Here is an 18,696-nt window from a genome sequence, read left to right on the forward strand (position 1 = left end):
TTATGCTGGGATGGGTTATCACCTGCCACGATGAACGGGCGCAGGACATGTTGCTGAAGCTGGAAGCCAGGTTTGGTCCGCTGCCACAGTGTCGCGCCGTCAACTACTGGCGCGGCTTAAGCACCAACATGCTGGGCCGCATGATGTGCGATGCCCTGCACGAAACCGACACCGGAGAGGGCGTCATTTTTCTTACCGATAAATCCGGCGCGGCGCCTTACCGTGCTGCGGCCCTGCTGAGCCACAAGCACGACTGCTGCGAAGTGATCTCCGGTATCAGCTTTCCATTACTTGAAATGATGTATACCCAGCGCGCAACATTAACCAGCGCGGCGTTCCGTAACGCCATCGTCGAGCAGGGGGCACCGGACGTCAGCAGCCTGTGGCATCAGCAGCAAAAAAATCCGCCCTTCGTCCTGCTTCATGATCTGTATAAGAATTAAACGTTGGTATTGATGTCGCTTTTGCTACAATGGCATAAGTATTTCCGCTTCGACTAAGATCCTCATGTTCACGCGTATTGTTTTCCTGCTTTTGATGTTCGTGTCCGGCACGTCTTCTGCCAGTTTATTAAGTCAGCAAAGATTGCCTGCTCAATATATGCAAACCACCGAAGATGCCGCGATTTGGGCCCAGGTCGGCAATAGCGTCATTAACGTTGGCAACGTGCGGGCAGGGCAGATCCTCGCGGTGGTGCCTGCGGCGGCGGACTACTATGAATTTCGCTTCGGATTCGGCACGGGCTTTATCGACAAGGGGCACCTGGAGCCGGTTCAGGGTAAACAGCGCGTTGAGGATGGCCTGGGGGATTTGAATAAACCGCTGAGCAATCAAAACCTGATAACGTGGAAAGACACGCCCGTTTATAACGCCCCAAACAACGGTAGTGCCCCCTTCGGCACCTTAAGCGCCAACCTTCGCTATCCGATCCTGAACAAACTCAAGGACCGTTTGAACCAGACCTGGTTCCAGATCCGCATCGGCAACCGCCTGGCGTGGATCAGCAGCCTGGACGCGCAGGAAGATAACGGCATTCCGGTGATTACCTATCACCATATTCTGCGCGACGAAGAAAATACCCGTTTTCGCCATACCTCCACGACGACCAGCGTGCGTGCGTTTAACAACCAGATGACCTGGCTGCGCGACCAGGGCTATACCACCCTGACGCTCTATCAGCTGGAAGGGTACGTGCGCAATAAGATGAACCTGCCGGCGAAATCGGTGGTGATTACCTTCGACGATGGCCTGAAGTCCGTTAACCGCTACGCTTACCCGATCCTCAAAGCGTATGGCTTTAAGGCCACGGCGTTTATCATCTCGTCGCGCATCAAGCGCCACCCGCAGAAGTGGGCGCCAAAATCCCTGCAGTTTATGAGCGTGTCGGAGCTGGAGCAGATGCATGACGTGTTCGACTATCAGTCCCACACGCACTTCCTGCATCGCGTTGACGACAACCATCAGCCCATTTTGCTGAGCCGCAGCTATCACAATATTTTGTTTGATTTTAAGCGCTCACGACGGGATCTGGCGCAGTTTAACCCGCACGTGCTTTACCTCTCTTACCCGTTCGGCGGTTACGACGACAAGGCGATCAAAGCCGCAAATGACGCCGGGTTCCATCTGGCGGTGACGACGGTACGAGGGAAGGTTAAGCCGGGGGATAATCCGTTCTTGCTGAAGCGGCTGTACATCCTGAGAACGGATTCGCTGGAGACGATGTCGCGGCTGATTAGCAACCAGCCGCAGGGTTAACTTACTCGTAGGTGACCTGGAAGGTGACGTTAGCGCCGAAAACGCCCGGCGTCACGGGATCGCTGCCATATTTAACCAGCCGCGCGTGGAAGGCCTGATCAAAATCCATGCTGATGGGAGTCCACTCAGGACTTGCTGCGATAGCCTGTTTGTTCATGCTTTTTGTCATGCGGCTGTTGCCATCCATCCGGATTTCGACACCCACACCGCTGGCTTTGGTTACGCTCTCTCCGTTGACATCATTCTTGATGTATTGACCGTCGTCCGTCCAGTTATTTGACGAGGCTTTCAACCATACTACGGTTGTGTTGATACAGTTGCCGGTAATATCGAACTGTACCTGCGTTGTACCGGTGCTGGTGATTTCCTGCGGCCACCAGTCACCCAAGTCAACGGTCGTAGGGCCTCGTACGGCGCAGGTGGGTCTGTCCAGCGGGATGTCAAAGTTCATCTGTGATAGCTCGACGAACGGGCTCGGCTCTTCTGAACCGCTATCGTGATAGGGATCGCCCAGGACCATCTGCCCAACTGGACCAGGACCGATGCTCAGAAAATTGACGTCTTTAGGTACGCCGGTAAAACCATTGGTTTGATAAAATTCCATGCGCACATGCCATTTTTTTCCGTCCACAAGCGATTCGTTTTCGTGAATATCGCCGGTTTTAGCCCACTGCCCACCGCCGGAGGGTGGAAACCACGCCGTCACGCCGTTGCCGTCGGGATAGAATGCCAGGGTGAAATAAATACCAGGAATATTGGTGTTGAATAATGCCTTACCTTCGGATGTTTGAGCAGATGACATGGCATAGTCGGTCCACATGTAGACGTTATCGCCATCATTACCCGCGCGGCATGATGATGAGACCATCGGTGTGGTTTCCATGATAATGGTGTCACTGATCTTAGTGGGGCCTACGACCGTGCCAACAGGGCGTGGCACAATATTCGGCTTTACGCCCGGTGACATAATTTGCAGCGTGGCGCCGCTGTTAAATACACATTCAATAGCCGCATGGCTGAGGCCGGAAACCAGCATCAGCGCAGCAGCGATAAAGACTTTACACTTCATCCTAATTCCCTTTATTCGTAACGTACATCGACCAGAACATTGCTGGTGACGGACCCGCCCGCCACTGCACCGGTATTCTGATAGCGCACGCTGAATTCATAATCCGTTAAAACATTCCCGTTTTCCGCAATGTCATAGGCCACGTCTGAACTACCATCGCTTTTCAAAACGTTGGTATTGTACTTTGCAGAAAAAATAACCAGGCCGACGTTCTGTGCGGCACCGGTAGTGGCATCATTTTTAAATACCTGATTCTGCCCGCTCCAGAATCCATTTTGCGGGGAAAAGCTGAAATGCAGCTGTCTGATCCCAGAGGTGTCTTCTCCGCCAGTGTGGCAGTCCGTTACCGACACGGTAAACGGCGTACCGGAGACGTAATCCGTCGGCGCGAGCCGGGTGGTGTTATCGCTGTTGTAGAACCAACTACGCGTAACCGTTGGCAGATAGACGTTCCCGCCATTGTTCACACTGACCTGACAGGTCGAGTTAACAATATTGGCCGTCATGTTCACATCCAGGCCTGAACTTGCCTGGCATACGCCAGGCAAAAGCCCACCAGCCAGGCCGACAAGCAACACAAGACCGGGCTGGCTAAATAAAATCGGTGATTGTTGCATGACAATTCCTGTATTACTGATAGGTGACGGTGAAGGTCACGGGTGCAGTTACCGAACCTGTACCGACGTCGGAGATGGTTTTATCTTTCGCGACCACAATACGGGAGTTCATCGGGAACTCACCTGCGCCGCTGGTGATGTTAACCGTCTGTGCTGCAGGTGGCGTCTTACAGCTCAACTGCACGCCGGAATCCACCGCGCCAGACCAAATTTCAAAGGCGGTGTTCTGGCCTGCGGCATAAGAGCTACCGTCCTTATTAGTACCTGAACATGAGCCACCTGTACCGGCCGCCGCAGAGACCGCAGCTTTTTTCACACCTGCACAACCCGTGAATGAGATTTTCAGCGGTTCTACGCGACTTTTGTTCGCAATATCAGATTTATACACATCACCAAAATTCACCACAGCGGCATCAGCACCCGCGCTGTTGGTGACTTTAGCCGTACAGGTGCCCGCAGTAATCGTCGACTGTACGGTTAGCTTGACGCTGGAGGTGCCGGTGATGGCCGCATTTGCCGCGCTAGTAGCGAAAAGGGCAGCAACGGACAGGGCGAGTAATGTTGAGTTAAATTTCATTGGAGTGCTCCGTTATCTGCACAAATCATTCGTAGCTGAATTCAAACGTCACCACGGCTTCGAAATCGCCTGTGGTCATTTTGCCGGTTTGGGTTTCTTTCAGGGTCGCTACCAGAGGGACTTCCTTGCTGGTGATTTCCGCCGCGCTCCAGACCAGACGCTGAGCATCGTTAGTCGAGTTAATGGTGAACGGTGCGTTTGTCGCGGATGCACGGGCAATGGTGACGGCCGCATAATCGGCACCACCGCTGGCGACGGATTTCGAGTTGCTCACGCCCGTTGTCAGATCGGTGTTCTGTGTACCCTTCACCGTGGTTTTCAGTGAGGTCAGCGATGACGGACATTCAACGATCGCCAGCTTGAAGCTGGCTGTTGCCGTACCCGCCTGCACCTGGTCGAGACCAATTTTGCCTTGTGAGTCGCCGATTTTGATCGTCTGCTCGGTATCGGAACCTGAGCCGCCCACCAGCTTCATATCACAGGTGGTTTCCTTGATATTGGCGATAAAGTTAACGTCAAGATCGGTGCTGCGTGCCGTCCCTGAGAGAGTCAGCGCTGTCACTGCAATGACAGACAGGCTGAGAAGCGTCTTTTTCATATGATTTCTCTTGATTTCCCTGATTACATTTCACAAGTTTGGTTATTGAGGAGGGTGATAAGCCCGGCTTTTTCTGCATCTGGTTTCAGCTGATAGCGCACCGTGCAGGAACCGTCCTTGTCACCACTCCAGACCACGCGGAGCACGCCGCTGTTCTCGATGCCGCGAACATAGGCCTGGCCCGCCTGGCCAACTGTGCCCACAGATTCATTTTTTTCGTTCAGCACATCAGCGCCCAACGGAATAAAGCCGTTATCGTTGCGCTTAAGCTCCAGAATGACCGAACGTCCTTCGTCGGTTTCAAAATTCACCAGCACGACAGAACCGTTGCGCGGTACGGTGGTGGCAGTGGTGTTTTTCACTTCAACGTCATTTTCGAGGGTGCTGATATCCAGCGAAACCCGGTTTTCCCGATAGGGGGACATATACGGCAGAATGCCGTACCCGGAGCCGTCAATCTTGCCTGCGCCATAGCCCACGCCGGCTCCTTTCGCACCGCTGGCCTTGACCACCGCGATGGAATCGTTATCGCCAATGCTGCCTGGTGCAAAGGCGATACCGCCTGCGTGCGCTACCATGCCGCCGCTGTAGGAGGCGGAGAATTGCTTGCTGTTATCGTCACCAAATGAGGCGGAGAGGCCAAGTGGACCATAGCCGCTATTCAGCGAGCCATAGCCGCTGACCTGGTTCAGGTTGCCGTAGTCACCGCTGCTGGACGACGCGCTGACGGAGTAGCTGACCTTGCTGTCACTGGTGCTGCCGCTGGCGGAACTGTTGAAGTTGGTGCCGCCTTTAAGATCGGAACGCAGGCCCATGTTGAGGTTAGAGAACCCCGCCATGCGTGAGTTATCCGGCGAGAAGACGCTCAGCGGCACGCTCAGGCTGAGGTAAACGCTGTCATCCTGCTTACCGCGCTGGTCGTAGGTGCGCTGCAACGACAGGCTATAGCTACCGTAGGTAAAGCTGTTGTTGTAGCCCACGTTGTAGTTAGAGTTCGAGCCTTCCCCGTTCCAGTAATCCTGCCAGGTACCGCTAACGTACAGTGAACCATAATCCTTTTTATCCGCCCTCAACGGCTGGTTGAGACTGATTTGGACCTGGTTTTTAGTACGCTGGAAGTCATCGTACAGCGCGGTATTCGACGGATAGCTACGGTTCGCATAGTTCTGCTGTTTGATGCTGTTGCTCAGCTGCGCGGCATCGTTCAGGCTCAGGTAGTCTTCCGTTGAGAAGCGATAGGCCGCCACGTTGAACGAGGTATTCGTGGTTTCGATGCGCTTGCTGTATGTCAGACGATAACTCTGCCCGCTACGCGTGCCCAGGTCTTCGATATCCGCATGCGACTGGGTAATATCCAACGCGAAGGCACCGATCCCGGTGTTCATCGCCAGGCCGACAATACCTGCATAGAAGTCCATGTCGGTGTACTGTGCACCCACATAGCCCGTGAAGGTGTTGTTGATGCCGTAGTAGAGCGTACCGTAGCCCACCTGAGGTTTGTCGATCAGCGAGTCGTCGTTGAGCTCACCCATGCCAACGTCCCAGCGCGAGGAGCCCGGGCGTAGCATCTGGGTAACGGACGAGAACGGCACGGTAAACGAGCGCTTGCTGCCGTCTGCCTCTTCGATGGTGACCAGCAGATCGTTACCGTAGCCCGTGGTGCTCAGATCGTTGATCTCAAACGCGCCCGGCGGTACGGAGGTTTCGTAAATTTTGTTGCCGCTCTGCGTGACGCTGACTTTGGCATTGCTGTTTGCCACGCCGCGAATCACCGGAGCGTACCCCGTCGTGCCGGTTGGCAGCATACGTTCGTCGCTGTAAAGGCGTGTACCGCGCAGGCTTAACGAGTCGAAGGCTTCACCGTTGGTATAGGAGTCACCGATTATCCATTGCGCATCCAGGGCGGTGATGTCGCGCTGGAGATAAACATCCTGGGTGTTGTAGTGCGTACCGTTGTCTTTATCCCAGTTCAGACTGCCGCGCGAGCGCAGGCGCCATGGTCCCATGTTGAGGCCATAGCGCAGGCCTGCATAGGCGCTTTCTGACGTTGAGCCGCTGTATTCACTGTGCCAGCCGTTGAGATCGTAAGACAGAAGCGCAGCCGGAATGCCGTTATCCCAGAGGGACGGATCGACATAGCCTACCGGGCGCTTAATCACGTAGATCTGCGGGAAGTCGAGGTTCAACTCCTGCTTAGCACTGTCGTAGATTACCGACGCTTCAGGATAGAATTTTTTAACATCGACGCAGGTCTCGTTGTCGTCGTCGGCCAGCTCGTCGCCGAGTTTGCTTGCATCAACCCCGGCCTGTACGAGCAGTTGTTTCGTGATACACGGCGTCGCGCGCGGCGTTCCGTTATCTTTAAAGACAACATTGACCGTCAATTTTAACGTGCCGTTTAAATTGATTTTGGTACGGTACGTCCCCGGAGCTACCGGGTTACCGTGCGCAAAACGGCTTACGTCAATATTCGTACTGCCAGAAAGAAGAAACTGATCGTTAAACTCGACCGTATCTTCATTTTCCGGCGCGGTCTTGGTCGCTTCGTTATTTTCAGCACAAACATGTAAGGGGAATGCCGTGCCGATCGCAAGGCATAAAAGAGAACGTCGGAACACCATGGCACATCCATTTATCAGTGCGGATAAAAAATATCCGCAGACTTCATGCTATCTATCGTTATATTTCGCGAAGGAATTACTTCAGCGTGGTTTCGTGGTTGTCGACGCCGCCGTGATCGTTGATCGTTTCGTATGCCACTTTACCGGTCGTGGTGGTGGTTAATCCTTTGACCATCATGGCTTTTTCGCTGAAAGGCAGTACAGACTGGTGCGCGACCTCATAGGTCTTTTGACCCGACTTAAGCTTCACCATTGAAATGGCGACGTTGTATGGGGAATCGTTATGGGCGACGAGGCTGACGCCGTTGCCTTCTTTCTTCATGGTCCAGGTAACATGATCGGCGGCGTCCAGCGCGTTGCCTTTCAGTCCGTCTGGGCGGAAGAAGAATTTAATGCGGGTGCGAAACGCCAGCTGGAGTTGGTTTGTGTTCTCGGCGTTGGCATTTTTAGATTTTGGTGGAATTTCCAACACGTTAAACCAGAACAGCGATTCGCGGTCTTTTGGCAGCGAATGACCCATGTAGGTAATACGCAGAGACTGACCTTGCTTAGGATCGATACGTGAAACCGGTGGGGTGATCACGAACGGTAACTTAAGTTCTTCTGGGTTTGTTTCGTCACGACCGTCGTCCAGCCAGGATTGAACCAGCAGAGGTTTTCCCCCACGGTTATCCAGGTTAACGATCACGTCTTTTGATGATTCAGGATAAACAATACGAGTGCCAGAAATAACGATATCGGCACTGGCGTGTGATGCTGCAAATACAGCAGTAGTAAACAGCGCGGTCTTTAATCCTTTAATTACGGATGCGTTTAACATTTTTCCACTTCCTGTTGGAATGATACGAATAATCCCCCGAAAGCGGGGGATTAATTACAACTTAACTAAACGAATGGATTATTCGTAGATCATGGTGAAGGCAACCTGTGCCTGCACGGTACCCGCGGTTACTGGGTTAGTGGTTTTATCCCAGCCTTGACCCTGAGTGTAAGCCACTTTGTAGTACAGGTTAGCAGCACCGTTTGCATCAACAGTTGCCTGCTGGGTATTGTTGGTCTGGTCAACTTTTACCACGTCAGTTTTGGTGTTGCCGTCGTTGCTCAGCACCAGGTTAACGTTTTTCGCTGCGCCTTTAGCGTTTGCTGGTGGAACCAGCAGGCCGCCTTCGGTAGAAGAAGAACCCGCCCAGGAGTTGAACTGTGCAGATGCTTTAGCAACGGTATCAGTATCACAACCGGTCAGTGACAGGTTGAATTTCTTCTGGCCCAGGGTGCTGGTAGTACCCAGTGCAGTGGTGCCAAAATCAGCAACAGATACGGTGTCCAGCGTTACGTCGAAATCGTTACCATTCTGGTCGATTTTCTGATCCAGGGAAACTTTACAGGTAGTGTTAGAAACCATACCGTGGAAAGTGATAGTACCTGTGTCACTTGGAACTTCCGCTGCAACTGCAGAACCTGCGCTCAGAGCCAGTGCAATTGCCATACCCATGCCAACTTTTTTAAAAGACATACAAATATCCATATTTTGAGGTTAATATATTTAAATTAATAACTTAATATAAAGTTATTAATTGACAGCCTGAAATTTTATTTCGGGGTGGATTTTAGTGTTTTTTTTGAAACAGCGATAGTCAAAGGGGGTGATTAAAACTGCAGGTTGGTTTAAGTATTTCTTAATAGGTGAGGGCTATACGTTTATATTATGTAAGGAAATCATATAAAATTTATTATGTTATATATTTAATTTATTGATTGGCCCGTTAATAAGCGCGATTTGTGCAAAAAAGATTGGACTCATTTTTATGGTGAATGGAATTAAAATGAGTCCACGGAAAAATTAGGCAACCTGAACCGGAATCGCCTTCGCGGTGCGCTTCATTTCATTGTCGCCTTCAAAGTAGGCAACTTTTGGCTGCCAGCGACGCGCCTCTTCGTCAGACATCATCACGAAGCTGGCGATGATCACGATATCGCCCACGTCCGCGCAGTGCGCTGCCGCGCCGTTAACGGAGATGATTTTTGACCCGCGCTCGGCGGCAATGGCATAGGTGGAGAAGCGTTTGCCGTTGTTGACGTTCCAGATATCAATGGCTTCGTTTTCAAGAATACCCGCCGCGTCGAGGAAATCCTGGTCGATGGCGCAGGAGCCTTCATAGTGCAGGTCGGCCTGGGTGACTTTTACACGGTGAAGCTTACCTTGCAGCATTTTGCGAATCATTACGTTTACCTTTTATCTTCCGGCCAGGAAAACCTACGCCAGTTCAACCACTTTGTTGTCGATTAGGCGGGCTTGACCAAGCCATGCCGCCACCAGAATGACCGCACGTTTGCTGGTCTGTACAAGCTCCAGAAGCGTGTCGGCATCGCGAATTTGAATATCATCAGCGCGGAAGCCTTTATCGTTCAGCGCCTGTTCAGCGAGGGCGATAATCTCTTCTGCCGCCAGCTCTTTTGCCAGAAGCTGCTCCGCCATGGCGTTCATGACCTTGCTTAAGCCCGGGGCGATTTTACGCTGGTCGGCGGTCAGGTAGCCATTTCGCGAGCTGAGCGCCAGGCCGTCTTTGGCGCGGACAATCGGTACGCCGACAATCTCGATATCGTAACCCATATCCGCAACCATCTTGCGGATCAGCGCCAGCTGCTGGAAATCTTTCTCGCCAAAACAGGCCACGTCCGGCTGTACCAGGTTGAACAGCTTGCTGACGATGGTCGACACGCCGCGGAAATGGCCCGGGCGGCTGGCGCCTTCTAGCATGGTGGAAATGCCCGGTACGTCAACGTAAGTGGCCTCATCGGTGCCCTGAGGGTAGACGTCCGACGGTGCCGGAGAGAAGACAATATCCGCATGGCGTTTTTTGAGCTTCTCGCAATCTTCCTGCAGGGTGCGCGGGTAGCGCGCCAGGTCGTCGGCGCGGTCAAACTGCATGGGGTTTACGAAGATACTGACCACCACGATATCCGCGCGGGCTCTGGCTTCGTCGACCAGCTTCATATGGCCGTCATGCAGGTTGCCCATGGTCGGGACCAGTGCGATACGTTTACCTTCCTGACGCGCGCGGCGGATATGCTGGCGAAGCAGCGGCAGGGTTTCAATGATTAGCACAACGAGACTCCTTAATGGAAACTGTGTTCTTCACCCGGGTAAACACCGGATTCAACGTCGGCAATATACTGCCTGACCGCAGCGCGCATGTCGCCCGCTTCGGTGAGGAAATTTTTGGCAAACTTCGGAATATGCCCGCCGGTGATGCCAAAGGCGTCGTGCATTACCAGAATCTGGCCGTCGGTGACGTTGCCCGCACCAATACCAATGACCGGAATGGACAGCGCGTCGGTGATACGCTTCGCCAGCTCAACCGGCACGCACTCCAGCACTAGCAGCTGGGTGCCCGCGGCTTCCAGCGCCAGGGCATCATCAAACAGCGTCTGGGCGGCGTCACCGCGGCCCTGCACCTTATATCCACCAAAGATGTTGACGGATTGCGGCGTCAGGCCCAAATGGCCGCACACCGGCACGGCGCGTTCGGTGAGCATTTTCACCGTCTCCACCAGCCAGGCGCCACCCTCAATTTTGACCATATTAGCACCGGCACGCATCACAGCCGCCGCGTTTTCAAACGCCTGCTCCGGCGTGGCGTAGGCCATAAACGGCAGATCGGAGAGCAGCAGGCAGGCTGGAGCACCCCGGCGCACGGCGCGGGTATGGTAAGCGATATCCTCAACCGTGACCGGCAGGGTGGAATCATGTCCTTGTACCGTCATCCCTAACGAATCTCCCACCAGCATGACGTTGATACCCTCTTCGGCAAAGAGTTTGGCGAAGCTGTAGTCATACGCGGTGATGGTGGCGAAGCGTTTTTTTTCCTGTTTGCATTTCTGCAGTAAGGAGATGGTGGTTGGTTTCATACTGTTTCCTGATAGCCCAAAAGCGAATCTTTGCGCATTCTAACAGTAACATTCGAGGGAACAATGATTTTAGGCAACCGATTAACCACAATTATTTCGCGGTCAATCGGTGGGTGGAGAGGATCACCAGAGTGCGGGTTTTTCCGCGTTGAGGTTTTCCAAAATGATCTTTAGCGAGGTACCGTCCGGGAAAGTAAGATCGGGAGCGACTTCAAAGAGCGGCCAGAGCATAAACCCGCGGTTTTTCATGTCGTAATGCGGAACGGTGAGGCGATCGGTATGAATAACCTCATGACCAAACAGCATAATATCGAGATCGAGGGTGCGCGGACCCCAGCGTTCGGCTTTGCGCACGCGTCCCTGCTGTAGCTCGATGCGCTGGGTGTTATCCAGCAGCGCTTCTACCTCGAGGCCCGTTTCCAGCACCACGGCAGCGTTCAGGTAATCAGGCTGATCCTGCGGGCCCAGCGGCGGCGTGCGGTAGAACGAGGAGACCGCCACGATCTGACTCTGTGGGATCTCGCCCAGCGCCTGTACGGCGGCATTAACCTGCTCCAGCGGAGAGGCTAAATTACTGCCGATAGCGATATACGCGAGGGTCATGCTGTCCCTTCACGACGCGGCGCGCGCTTGCGCGGACGACGATGGCGGCGACGCGGTTCCGGCTCTTCATCCAGCCCGGTAAGCATATCTTTTTGCTCCGGCGGGGCGGAGACCTGGAATTCGGCCCACCACTGTGACAGGCGCTGCAGCTCCTGGTTTCTTTCAATTTCGGCCCGCAGGGACAGCAGATCGAACGCGGCGCGGAACTTAGGATGCTCCATCAGCTTCCAGGCGCGTTTGCCCTGACGGCGGGACATGCGCAGCTGAAGCTGCCAGATATCGCGCACCAGGGTGGTAATACGTTTCGGAATGGCGAGCGTGCGGCATCCTTCGTCCAGCACGTCGTTGGCGGCCAGCGCGAAGGCATCGTAATAGGCGAGCCCGCTCTCCTGGGTAATGCGCTGTGCCGTTTCCAGCAGCGGATACCAGAACATCGCCGCAAACAGGAACGCCGGGTTAACGCGCATGTCGTTGCGAATGCGGGTGTCGGTGTTTTTCAGCACCTGCGCAATCATCCGCTCCATTGGGCTGTCACCGTTTTCGGTGAAGTAGCGGGTAATGGTCGGGAACAGCGGCTGGAACAGGTTGTATTCGCGCAGCAGGTTATAGGTGTCAAAGCCGTGACCGGCCTGCAGCAGCTTCAGCGCCTCTTCAAACAGGCGGGCAGGCGGCACGTCGTTGATCAGCGTCGCCAGACGCGGAATAGGCTCTGCCGTTTCCGGGCTGATGCGCATATTGAGCTTGGCGGCGAAACGCACGGCGCGCAGCATGCGCACGGGATCTTCACGGTAGCGCGTTTCCGGCGTGCCGATCAGGCGAATCAAACCCTCTTTCAGGTCCTGCATACCGCCGACGTAGTCGCGCACGGTGAAATCCGCCACGCTGTAATACAGGCTGTTGATGGTGAAATCGCGACGCTGGGCATCTTCTTCGATAGAGCCGAAGATATTGTCGCGCAGCAGCATGCCGTTCTGGCCGCGCTGCGACGTGGTGCGATCGGACGCGCCCGCTTCGTGGTGGCCGCGGAAGGTCGCCACTTCGATAATTTCCGGCCCAAACATCACGTGAGCCAGGCGGAAGCGGCGGCCAACGAGACGGCAGTTGCGGAATAATTTGCGCACCTGCTCAGGCGTGGCGCTGGTCGTCACGTCGAAATCTTTGGGTTTTTTGCCCAGCAGTAAATCACGCACTCCACCGCCCACGAGATAGGCCTCGTAGCCCGCTTTATTCAGACGATAGAGCACCTTGAGGGCATTTTCACTGATATCTTTGCGGGAAATAGTGTGCTGCTCACGCGGAATAACCGACATGTGTGGCTGCGCAATAGCATCGTTCGCCATGCTCTCTTCGCGGCTTAGCACTTTACGGCAAAAATTAGCGACTCGGGTAAAAATGGTACACCTCGTAGTGTGTTTTGTTATGAAAAAAGCGGCTAATCATAGCTCAGCGCAACGCATTTGAGAATGCTGGATTTTTGGCACCGCCGCGAGCGTCCAGTTGGCAACGGCCATTTTCAGCAGTTCGTCAATATGCAGATCCTGCCATTCGTTGGTTACATTCTGGTTGAGAAATCGCAGCGCGTCGATCAAAACAGGACGCGGATCGCCGTCCGGCAGGGCCGGGGCGTGGTTCTGCTTTGACAATTTTAAGCCCTGCGCATTGACCGCCAGCGGCAGATGAATATAGTCCGGCGCCGTCCAGCCAAACTGGTGATACAGCGAGATTTGCCGCACGGTCGGCTCGACCAGATCCGCCCCGCGCACAATTTCCGTCACGCCCTGAAAACGATCGTCCACTACCACGGCAAGGTTGTAGGCGAACAGGCCATCACGACGGTGAATAATAAAATCCTCACCCGCGAGACGTTCATCGGCATGGATCTCGCCGGAGAGTAAATCGTTAAAGCGCGTCACCGGGGAGCGCTGCTTAATACGCACGGCGGCGTTTTCCGGAGGGTGGTTAAGCGTGCGGCAGTGGCCGTCATAGACGCCCCCCACGCTCTGGATACGCGCGCGGGTGCAGGTGCAGTTATAGGAAAGCCCCTGCTCAGCGAGCCAGGCCAGACGTTCCCGATACGCTTCGTGGCGTTTTGACTGCCACAGAACCTCGTCATCCCAGTGAAGACCGTAATGTTCCAGCTGACGCAGTATGGTCTCTGCTGCACCGGGAACTTCACGCGGAGGGTCAATATCTTCAATGCGGACGAGCCATTTTCCCCGACGGGCGCGAGCCTGCAGGTAGCTGCCGAGCGCGGCAATTAATGAGCCGAAGTGTAATTCACCGGAAGGAGATGGCGCGAAGCGCCCAATATAGTGTGATTCAGACATATCAACAGTAACAAGGCGGGAGAGACTCCCGCCTTTGAGTGGGTAAACAGCGCTGGTATTAACCGGCCATCTGTTTTTCGCGGATTTCGGCCAGCGTTTTACAGTCGATGCACAGATCGGCGGTTGGACGCGCTTCCAGGCGACGAATGCCAATTTCAACACCGCAGGATTCGCAGTAGCCAAAATCTTCGTCTTCGACTTTTTTCAGCGTTTTCTCGATCTTTTTGATCAGTTTGCGCTCGCGGTCACGGTTACGCAGTTCGAGGCTGAACTCTTCTTCCTGAGCGGCACGGTCTACCGGATCCGGGAAGTTAGCAGCTTCATCCTGCATATGAGTAACGGTGCGATCGACTTCATCCCTGAGTTGATTACGCCATGCTTCAAGAATACGCTTGAAGTGCGACAGCTGGGCTTCGTTCATATACTCTTCGCCCGGCTTCTCTTGATACGGCTCCACCCCAGCGATGGCGAGAATACTCAGGGACGATGTTTTACGGTTTTGCCCTTCTTGCATGTTGCTTCTCCTTAACACGCACTATCGATCCCCGTGTTGGGGGAAAAATCAGGTCGCTATAAATAGCAGATGCTTTTCCGGATGGCAATTATCTAAACGTAACACTTGACAAGCCTGTGAGGAAAAGCGTATTTGCGCACGCGGCCAGAACACTTAATCGTCAATCGTCTAATCCCTTATAAGACAATGGGAAGAGAGGATCTCAGAGTCATATTATCGGCAGAAAGTTCCGCTTTATAAGCGAAAACCTCTACCCCCTGCTTTTGTGCCTCATTCAACAATTGCGCGTATTTAGGATCGATATGGCGGGCAGGGGAGAAACGTTCAATGGCTGAATGCAATACCGCAAACAGCAATACGGCGCGTTTGCCCGCCGCCGCAACACTCATTAGCTCTCGCAGGTGCTTCTGACCACGTAGCGTCACCGCATCCGGGAAGTAGCCGTTTTCCTGTTCTGCTAACGTCACTGATTTCACTTCAATATAGCACTCCGGCCTGTCTTCCGCCTGTAACATGAAGTCAATTCTGCTGCCTTCATCGCCATATTTCACTTCGCTTTTATGCGTGCCATAACCGACCAGTTCGGGAATTGTGCCATGGGTCAGCGCTTCCTTAACCAGCTGATTTGCGCGCAGGGTGTTAACGCAAATAAATGCCCCATTTTGGGTTTCAGTCATTTCCCAGGTATGGGCATATTTACGTTTAGTATTTTCTGATGTGGAATACCAGACCGTGTCACCCGGCGTGGCGCAACCGGTCATGGCTCCGGTATTGGGGCAGTGCAGAGTGAGCGTTTCCCCCTCAGGTGTCACCACGTCGGCGAGGAAGCGTTTGTAGCGTTGGACAAGCGTAGCGTGCTGCAGGGGAGGACTAAACTTCATCAGAATTCCTTTCGGTGTCGCCCAGCGTCCAGCGCTGCAGCGGCGTGTAGCGTGTGCGTCCTTGAGCAAAGACGGATTCGTAAAGCGCGAATTCATTGACCGGGAAGGCCCAGTGAAAGCCGGGGGCCGGGAGGGCAACGGCCTGACCGGCATCGCGCAGCAGCGTGATATGCGGATGAAACGGCTGCGGGCTCTGATAACAGCCGCTGCGGGCCGCCTGCGCGCGCAGCATATTTGCCAGCTGTAACAAACCGCGCGGCGGCTGGCGCGTGCCCAGCCAGACCACGCGCGAACGCAGCCACTGTCCCGCGTCGTCGAGATGAAGCGTAAACGGCGGCTGAGAAATCCGCCCGGCCATGGCGGCTAGCGCCCGCTGTTTTTCGGCGCTGACGTCGCCCAAAAAGGCCAGCGTCAGGTGCAGGTTGGCCGCCGCTACGGGGCGGCCTGCCTCCGGCGGGAAGCGATCGGCGCGCCAGCGAACAATCTGACGCTGTATCGTGGTGGGCAATTCAATGGCAAAAAACAGCCGTTTCGACTCAGGCATACGGAGGACTCGGTAATGATATGCGCCGATGCTACAATGTACGCCGACTAATGTTAACCCTCTGGAGCTGTTAGTGTCCTCATTGCCGGTCGCCGTCATTCTTCCCGAGCTTCTCGCTGCCTTACGCCATGCCCCGCAGGTTTTGCTGAATGCCCCGACGGGCGCGGGCAAGTCCACCTGGCTGCCGCTGCAGATCCTGAAAGACGCAAACATCAGCGGGAAAATTATCCTGCTGGAGCCGCGCAGGCTGGCCGCGCGCAACGTGGCGCAGCGTCTGGCGGAACTGCTGAATGAAAAGCCGGGCGAAACCGTAGGTTACAGGATGCGCGCCGAGACCTGCGTTGGAGCGACCACGCGGCTTGAGGTGGTCACCGAGGGGATTCTCACCCGCATGCTGCAAAACGATCCGGAGCTGACCGGCGTCGGGCTGGTGATCCTGGATGAGTTCCACGAGCGCAGCCTGCAGGCGGATCTGGCCCTCGCGCTGCTGCTGGACGTTCAGCAGGGGCTGCGCGACGATCTTCGGCTGCTTATTATGTCGGCCACGCTGGACAACGCGCGGCTACGGCAGACGCTGCCCGATGCGCCGGTCATCAGCTCGGAAGGGCGGGCCTTTCCGGTTGAGCGCCGCTTTCAACCGCTTCCCTCGCATCAGCGCTTTGACGAGGCGGTCGCCATTGCCGCCGCCGAGCTGCTGCGTCAGGAAGCCGGTTCCCTGCTGCTGTTTTTGCCGGGCGTCGGTGAAATCCAGCGCGTGCAGGAACAGCTTTCTTCCCGCGTAGATGGCGATGTGCTGCTTTGCCCGCTCTACGGCGCGCTGTCGCTTCAGGAGCAGCGTAAAGCCATTCTTCCTGCCCCGGCGGGGCAGCGCAAGGTGGTGCTGGCCACCAACATTGCTGAAACCAGCCTGACCATTGAAGGTATTCGCCTGGTGGTGGATAGCGCGCAGGAGCGGGTGGCAAGTTTTGACCCGCGTACCGGGCTGACGAAACTCCTGACGCAGCGCATCAGCCAGGCGTCGATGGTGCAGCGCGCGGGCCGTGCGGGGCGTCTTGAGCCGGGTATCTGCCTGCATTTGACCAGCGCCGAGCAGGCCGAGCGCGCTGCGCAGCAAAGCACGCCGGAAATTTTACAAAGCGATCTGTCAGGCCTGGTGATGGATCTGCTGCAGTGGGGCTGTCCGAACCCCGAGCAGCTCACCTGGCTTGATGCCCCTCCAGTGGTGAACCTTGCCGCCGCGCGCAATCTGTTAACGGAGCTTGGCGCGCTGGAAGGCGAACGTCTGACGGCGCGCGGCCAGAAAATGGCGGCGCTGGGCAACGATCCGCGTCTGGCCGCGATGCTGGTAGCCGCGCGGGGGGACGATGAAATTGCCACGGCGGCCAAACTGGCGGCTATCCTTGAGGAGCCGCCGCGCGGGGGCAGCAGCGATCTGGGGCAGGCCTTTTCACGCAATCAGGGGAACTGGCAGCAGCGGGCGCAGCAGCTGTGTAAACGACTGAACAGCCGGGGAGGCGCGCCCGACAGCGATAAGATCGCCTTCCTGCTGGCGCAGGCCTTCCCGGACAGGATTGCCCGTCGGCGCGGGCTGGACGGTCGCTACCAGCTGGCGAACGGCATGGGGGCGATGCTGGACAGCGATGATGCGCTGACGCGTCACGAATGGCTGATTGCACCGCTCCTGCTCCAGGGGAGTCACTCCCCGGATGCGCGCATCCTGCAGGCGGTAGCGATAGAGATAGACGCCCTGGCGCGAGCCTGTCCGCAGCTGCTTAAGCAATCGGACATCGTTGAGTGGGATGATGCCCAGGGCACGCTGAAGGCGTTTCGCCGTAGCCAGATTGGTAAGTTGACGCTCGGGACGACGCCGCTGGCGAAGCCGTCGGAAGAGGAGTTACACCAGGCGATGCTCAACGGTATCCGGGAAAAAGGGCTGAGCGTCCTGAACTGGACGCCGGAAGCGGAGCAGTACCGCATTCGTCTGCGCTGCGCCGCGAAGTGGTTACCGGAAAACGATTGGCCCGCGGTAGATGATGAGACGCTGCTGGCTACGCTTGAGCGCTGGCTACTGCCGCAAATGAGCGGCGTGCACTCCCTGCGCGCCCTTAAGGCGATTGATGTTAAGACCGCGTTACAGAATTTACTGGACTGGTCATTACGTCAACGTCTGGATAGTGAACTGCCGGGGCATTACACTGTGCCGACCGGAAGCCGGATTGCCATCCGTTATCATGAGGATAATCCGCCGGCGCTGGCCGTTCGGATGCAGGAGATGTTTGGTGAGGCCACCACGCCGTCCGTTGCTGACGGGCGCGTGCCGCTAGTGCTTGAGCTGCTGTCGCCAGCGCATCGCCCGCTACAAATCACCCGGGATTTGGGTGCGTTCTGGGCGGGCAGCTACCGTGAAGTGCAGAAAGAGATGAAGGGGCGATACCCCAAACACGTGTGGCCGGACGATCCGGCGAATACGGCGCCGACGCGGCGAACGAAGAAGTATTCGTAAGTTAGGTGAAAAAAGGGGAGTGCGGCCTGTTATGTGCGGCCTGTTATGTGCGGCCTGTTGCCCTCACCCCGGCCCTCTCCCACAGGGAGAGGGAGAAAACACTAAAAACGGCAACTATCGTTACCGTTTTGCTTTTGTTTTGAGAGATTTCTTCTTTCACTGGTCAGTGGAAGAAATG

At 55.4% G+C, this 18,696-nt stretch carries 19 protein-coding genes; 3 read left to right on the top strand and 16 right to left on the bottom strand.

Annotation, left to right across the window (positions count from 1 at the left end; genetic code table 11):
- Positions 1-2 precede the first annotated feature (2 nt).
- The gene (locus L6R44_RS22815; protein ID WP_237425501.1) at positions 3-443 is read left to right on the top strand and encodes a PTS sugar transporter subunit IIA; all 441 of its coding nucleotides are present in this window, start codon (positions 3-5) and stop codon (positions 441-443) included.
- Positions 444-507: 64 nt separating this feature from the next.
- Positions 508-1,755: a polysaccharide deacetylase family protein gene (locus L6R44_RS22820; protein ID WP_032644100.1), complete on the top strand. Its 1,248-nt coding sequence runs from the start codon at positions 508-510 to the stop codon at positions 1,753-1,755.
- 1 nt (position 1,756) lies between these two features.
- Here L6R44_RS22820 and L6R44_RS22825 read toward each other — a convergent pair whose 3' ends face one another.
- From L6R44_RS22825 to thpR, 16 genes are all read right to left on the bottom strand, one after another.
- Positions 1,757-2,824 carry a fimbrial protein gene (locus tag L6R44_RS22825; RefSeq protein WP_237425502.1) on the bottom strand — a complete coding sequence of 356 codons (1,068 nt, stop codon included), beginning with the start codon at positions 2,822-2,824 and terminating at the stop codon, positions 1,757-1,759.
- Between the two features lie 11 nt (positions 2,825-2,835).
- A complete protein-coding gene (locus L6R44_RS22830; protein WP_237425503.1) occupies positions 2,836-3,441 on the bottom strand; it encodes a fimbrial-like protein in 606 nt (201 codons plus the stop codon).
- Between the two features lie 13 nt (positions 3,442-3,454).
- Positions 3,455-4,018 (bottom strand): fimbrial protein, encoded by a 564-nt coding sequence (locus L6R44_RS22835; RefSeq protein ID WP_237425504.1) that lies wholly within the window; start codon positions 4,016-4,018, stop codon positions 3,455-3,457.
- Positions 4,019-4,043: 25 nt separating this feature from the next.
- A complete protein-coding gene (locus L6R44_RS22840; RefSeq protein ID WP_237425505.1) occupies positions 4,044-4,616 on the bottom strand; it encodes a fimbrial protein in 573 nt (190 codons plus the stop codon).
- 23 nt (positions 4,617-4,639) lie between these two features.
- Complete coding sequence (locus tag L6R44_RS22845) at positions 4,640-7,237, bottom strand: outer membrane usher protein (protein WP_237425506.1); 2,598 nt, start codon at positions 7,235-7,237, stop codon at positions 4,640-4,642.
- Positions 7,238-7,313: 76 nt separating this feature from the next.
- Positions 7,314-8,057, bottom strand: coding sequence for a fimbrial chaperone (locus L6R44_RS22850; protein WP_237425507.1), 744 nt, complete (start codon positions 8,055-8,057; stop codon positions 7,314-7,316).
- A 78-nt stretch (positions 8,058-8,135) separates the two neighbouring features.
- Entirely contained in the window at positions 8,136-8,750 is a 615-nt protein-coding gene (locus L6R44_RS22855; protein ID WP_237425508.1) for a fimbrial protein, read from the bottom strand.
- A gap of 327 nt (positions 8,751-9,077) precedes the next feature.
- A complete protein-coding gene (panD, locus tag L6R44_RS22860; protein ID WP_003856284.1) occupies positions 9,078-9,458 on the bottom strand; it encodes an aspartate 1-decarboxylase in 381 nt (126 codons plus the stop codon).
- A 33-nt stretch (positions 9,459-9,491) separates the two neighbouring features.
- A complete protein-coding gene (gene panC, locus L6R44_RS22865) occupies positions 9,492-10,343 on the bottom strand; it encodes a pantoate--beta-alanine ligase (protein WP_032644107.1) in 852 nt (283 codons plus the stop codon).
- Between the two features lie 11 nt (positions 10,344-10,354).
- A complete protein-coding gene (gene panB, locus L6R44_RS22870) occupies positions 10,355-11,146 on the bottom strand; it encodes a 3-methyl-2-oxobutanoate hydroxymethyltransferase (RefSeq protein WP_237425509.1) in 792 nt (263 codons plus the stop codon).
- 123 nt (positions 11,147-11,269) lie between these two features.
- Positions 11,270-11,749: a 2-amino-4-hydroxy-6-hydroxymethyldihydropteridine diphosphokinase gene (folK, locus tag L6R44_RS22875; RefSeq protein WP_237425510.1), complete on the bottom strand. Its 480-nt coding sequence runs from the start codon at positions 11,747-11,749 to the stop codon at positions 11,270-11,272.
- The gene (pcnB, locus tag L6R44_RS22880; protein ID WP_077064275.1) at positions 11,746-13,143 is read right to left on the bottom strand and encodes a polynucleotide adenylyltransferase PcnB; all 1,398 of its coding nucleotides are present in this window, start codon (positions 13,141-13,143) and stop codon (positions 11,746-11,748) included. Before pcnB ends, folK begins: the two co-directional genes overlap by 4 nt.
- Positions 13,144-13,185: 42 nt before the next feature.
- Positions 13,186-14,076 carry a tRNA glutamyl-Q(34) synthetase GluQRS gene (gene gluQRS, locus L6R44_RS22885; RefSeq protein WP_237425511.1) on the bottom strand — a complete coding sequence of 297 codons (891 nt, stop codon included), beginning with the start codon at positions 14,074-14,076 and terminating at the stop codon, positions 13,186-13,188.
- A gap of 58 nt (positions 14,077-14,134) precedes the next feature.
- Positions 14,135-14,590, bottom strand: coding sequence for an RNA polymerase-binding protein DksA (gene dksA, locus L6R44_RS22890; RefSeq protein ID WP_001155232.1), 456 nt, complete (start codon positions 14,588-14,590; stop codon positions 14,135-14,137).
- 176 nt (positions 14,591-14,766) lie between these two features.
- The gene (sfsA, locus tag L6R44_RS22895) at positions 14,767-15,471 is read right to left on the bottom strand and encodes a DNA/RNA nuclease SfsA (RefSeq protein ID WP_237425512.1); all 705 of its coding nucleotides are present in this window, start codon (positions 15,469-15,471) and stop codon (positions 14,767-14,769) included.
- Positions 15,461-16,015, bottom strand: coding sequence for an RNA 2',3'-cyclic phosphodiesterase (thpR, locus tag L6R44_RS22900; protein WP_237425513.1), 555 nt, complete (start codon positions 16,013-16,015; stop codon positions 15,461-15,463). The genes sfsA and thpR overlap by 11 nt, the downstream gene beginning before the upstream one ends.
- 73 nt (positions 16,016-16,088) lie before the next feature.
- Here thpR and hrpB point away from each other — a divergent pair, with 73 nt between their 5' ends.
- Positions 16,089-18,518, top strand: a complete 2,430-nt coding sequence (hrpB, locus tag L6R44_RS22905) for an ATP-dependent helicase HrpB (protein ID WP_237425514.1) — start codon at positions 16,089-16,091, stop codon at positions 18,516-18,518.
- Positions 18,519-18,696: the final 178 nt, after the last annotated feature.

The sequence above is a fragment of the Enterobacter cloacae complex sp. ECC445 genome (assembly GCF_021892025.1).
GTDB classification, from domain to species: domain Bacteria; phylum Pseudomonadota; class Gammaproteobacteria; order Enterobacterales; family Enterobacteriaceae; genus Enterobacter; species Enterobacter chengduensis.

Excerpts from the sequence above, each read along its gene's own strand:
- L6R44_RS22815 (WP_237425501.1), top strand. The coding sequence starts at position 3 with ATGCTGGGATGGGTTATCACCTGCCACGATGAACGGGCGCAGGACATG.
- L6R44_RS22820 (WP_032644100.1), top strand. The coding sequence starts at position 508 with ATGTTCACGCGTATTGTTTTCCTGCTTTTGATGTTCGTGTCCGGCACG.
- L6R44_RS22825 (WP_237425502.1), bottom strand. The coding sequence starts at position 2,824 with ATGAAGTGTAAAGTCTTTATCGCTGCTGCGCTGATGCTGGTTTCCGGC.
- L6R44_RS22830 (WP_237425503.1), bottom strand. The coding sequence starts at position 3,441 with ATGCAACAATCACCGATTTTATTTAGCCAGCCCGGTCTTGTGTTGCTT.
- L6R44_RS22835 (WP_237425504.1), bottom strand. The coding sequence starts at position 4,018 with ATGAAATTTAACTCAACATTACTCGCCCTGTCCGTTGCTGCCCTTTTC.
- L6R44_RS22840 (WP_237425505.1), bottom strand. The coding sequence starts at position 4,616 with ATGAAAAAGACGCTTCTCAGCCTGTCTGTCATTGCAGTGACAGCGCTG.
- L6R44_RS22845 (WP_237425506.1), bottom strand. The coding sequence starts at position 7,237 with ATGGTGTTCCGACGTTCTCTTTTATGCCTTGCGATCGGCACGGCATTC.
- L6R44_RS22850 (WP_237425507.1), bottom strand. The coding sequence starts at position 8,057 with ATGTTAAACGCATCCGTAATTAAAGGATTAAAGACCGCGCTGTTTACT.
- L6R44_RS22855 (WP_237425508.1), bottom strand. The coding sequence starts at position 8,750 with ATGTCTTTTAAAAAAGTTGGCATGGGTATGGCAATTGCACTGGCTCTG.
- panD (WP_003856284.1), bottom strand. The coding sequence starts at position 9,458 with ATGATTCGCAAAATGCTGCAAGGTAAGCTTCACCGTGTAAAAGTCACC.
- panB (WP_237425509.1), bottom strand. The coding sequence starts at position 11,146 with ATGAAACCAACCACCATCTCCTTACTGCAGAAATGCAAACAGGAAAAA.
- folK (WP_237425510.1), bottom strand. The coding sequence starts at position 11,749 with ATGACCCTCGCGTATATCGCTATCGGCAGTAATTTAGCCTCTCCGCTG.
- gluQRS (WP_237425511.1), bottom strand. The coding sequence starts at position 14,076 with ATGTCTGAATCACACTATATTGGGCGCTTCGCGCCATCTCCTTCCGGT.
- dksA (WP_001155232.1), bottom strand. The coding sequence starts at position 14,590 with ATGCAAGAAGGGCAAAACCGTAAAACATCGTCCCTGAGTATTCTCGCC.
- sfsA (WP_237425512.1), bottom strand. The coding sequence starts at position 15,471 with ATGAAGTTTAGTCCTCCCCTGCAGCACGCTACGCTTGTCCAACGCTAC.
- thpR (WP_237425513.1), bottom strand. The coding sequence starts at position 16,015 with ATGCCTGAGTCGAAACGGCTGTTTTTTGCCATTGAATTGCCCACCACG.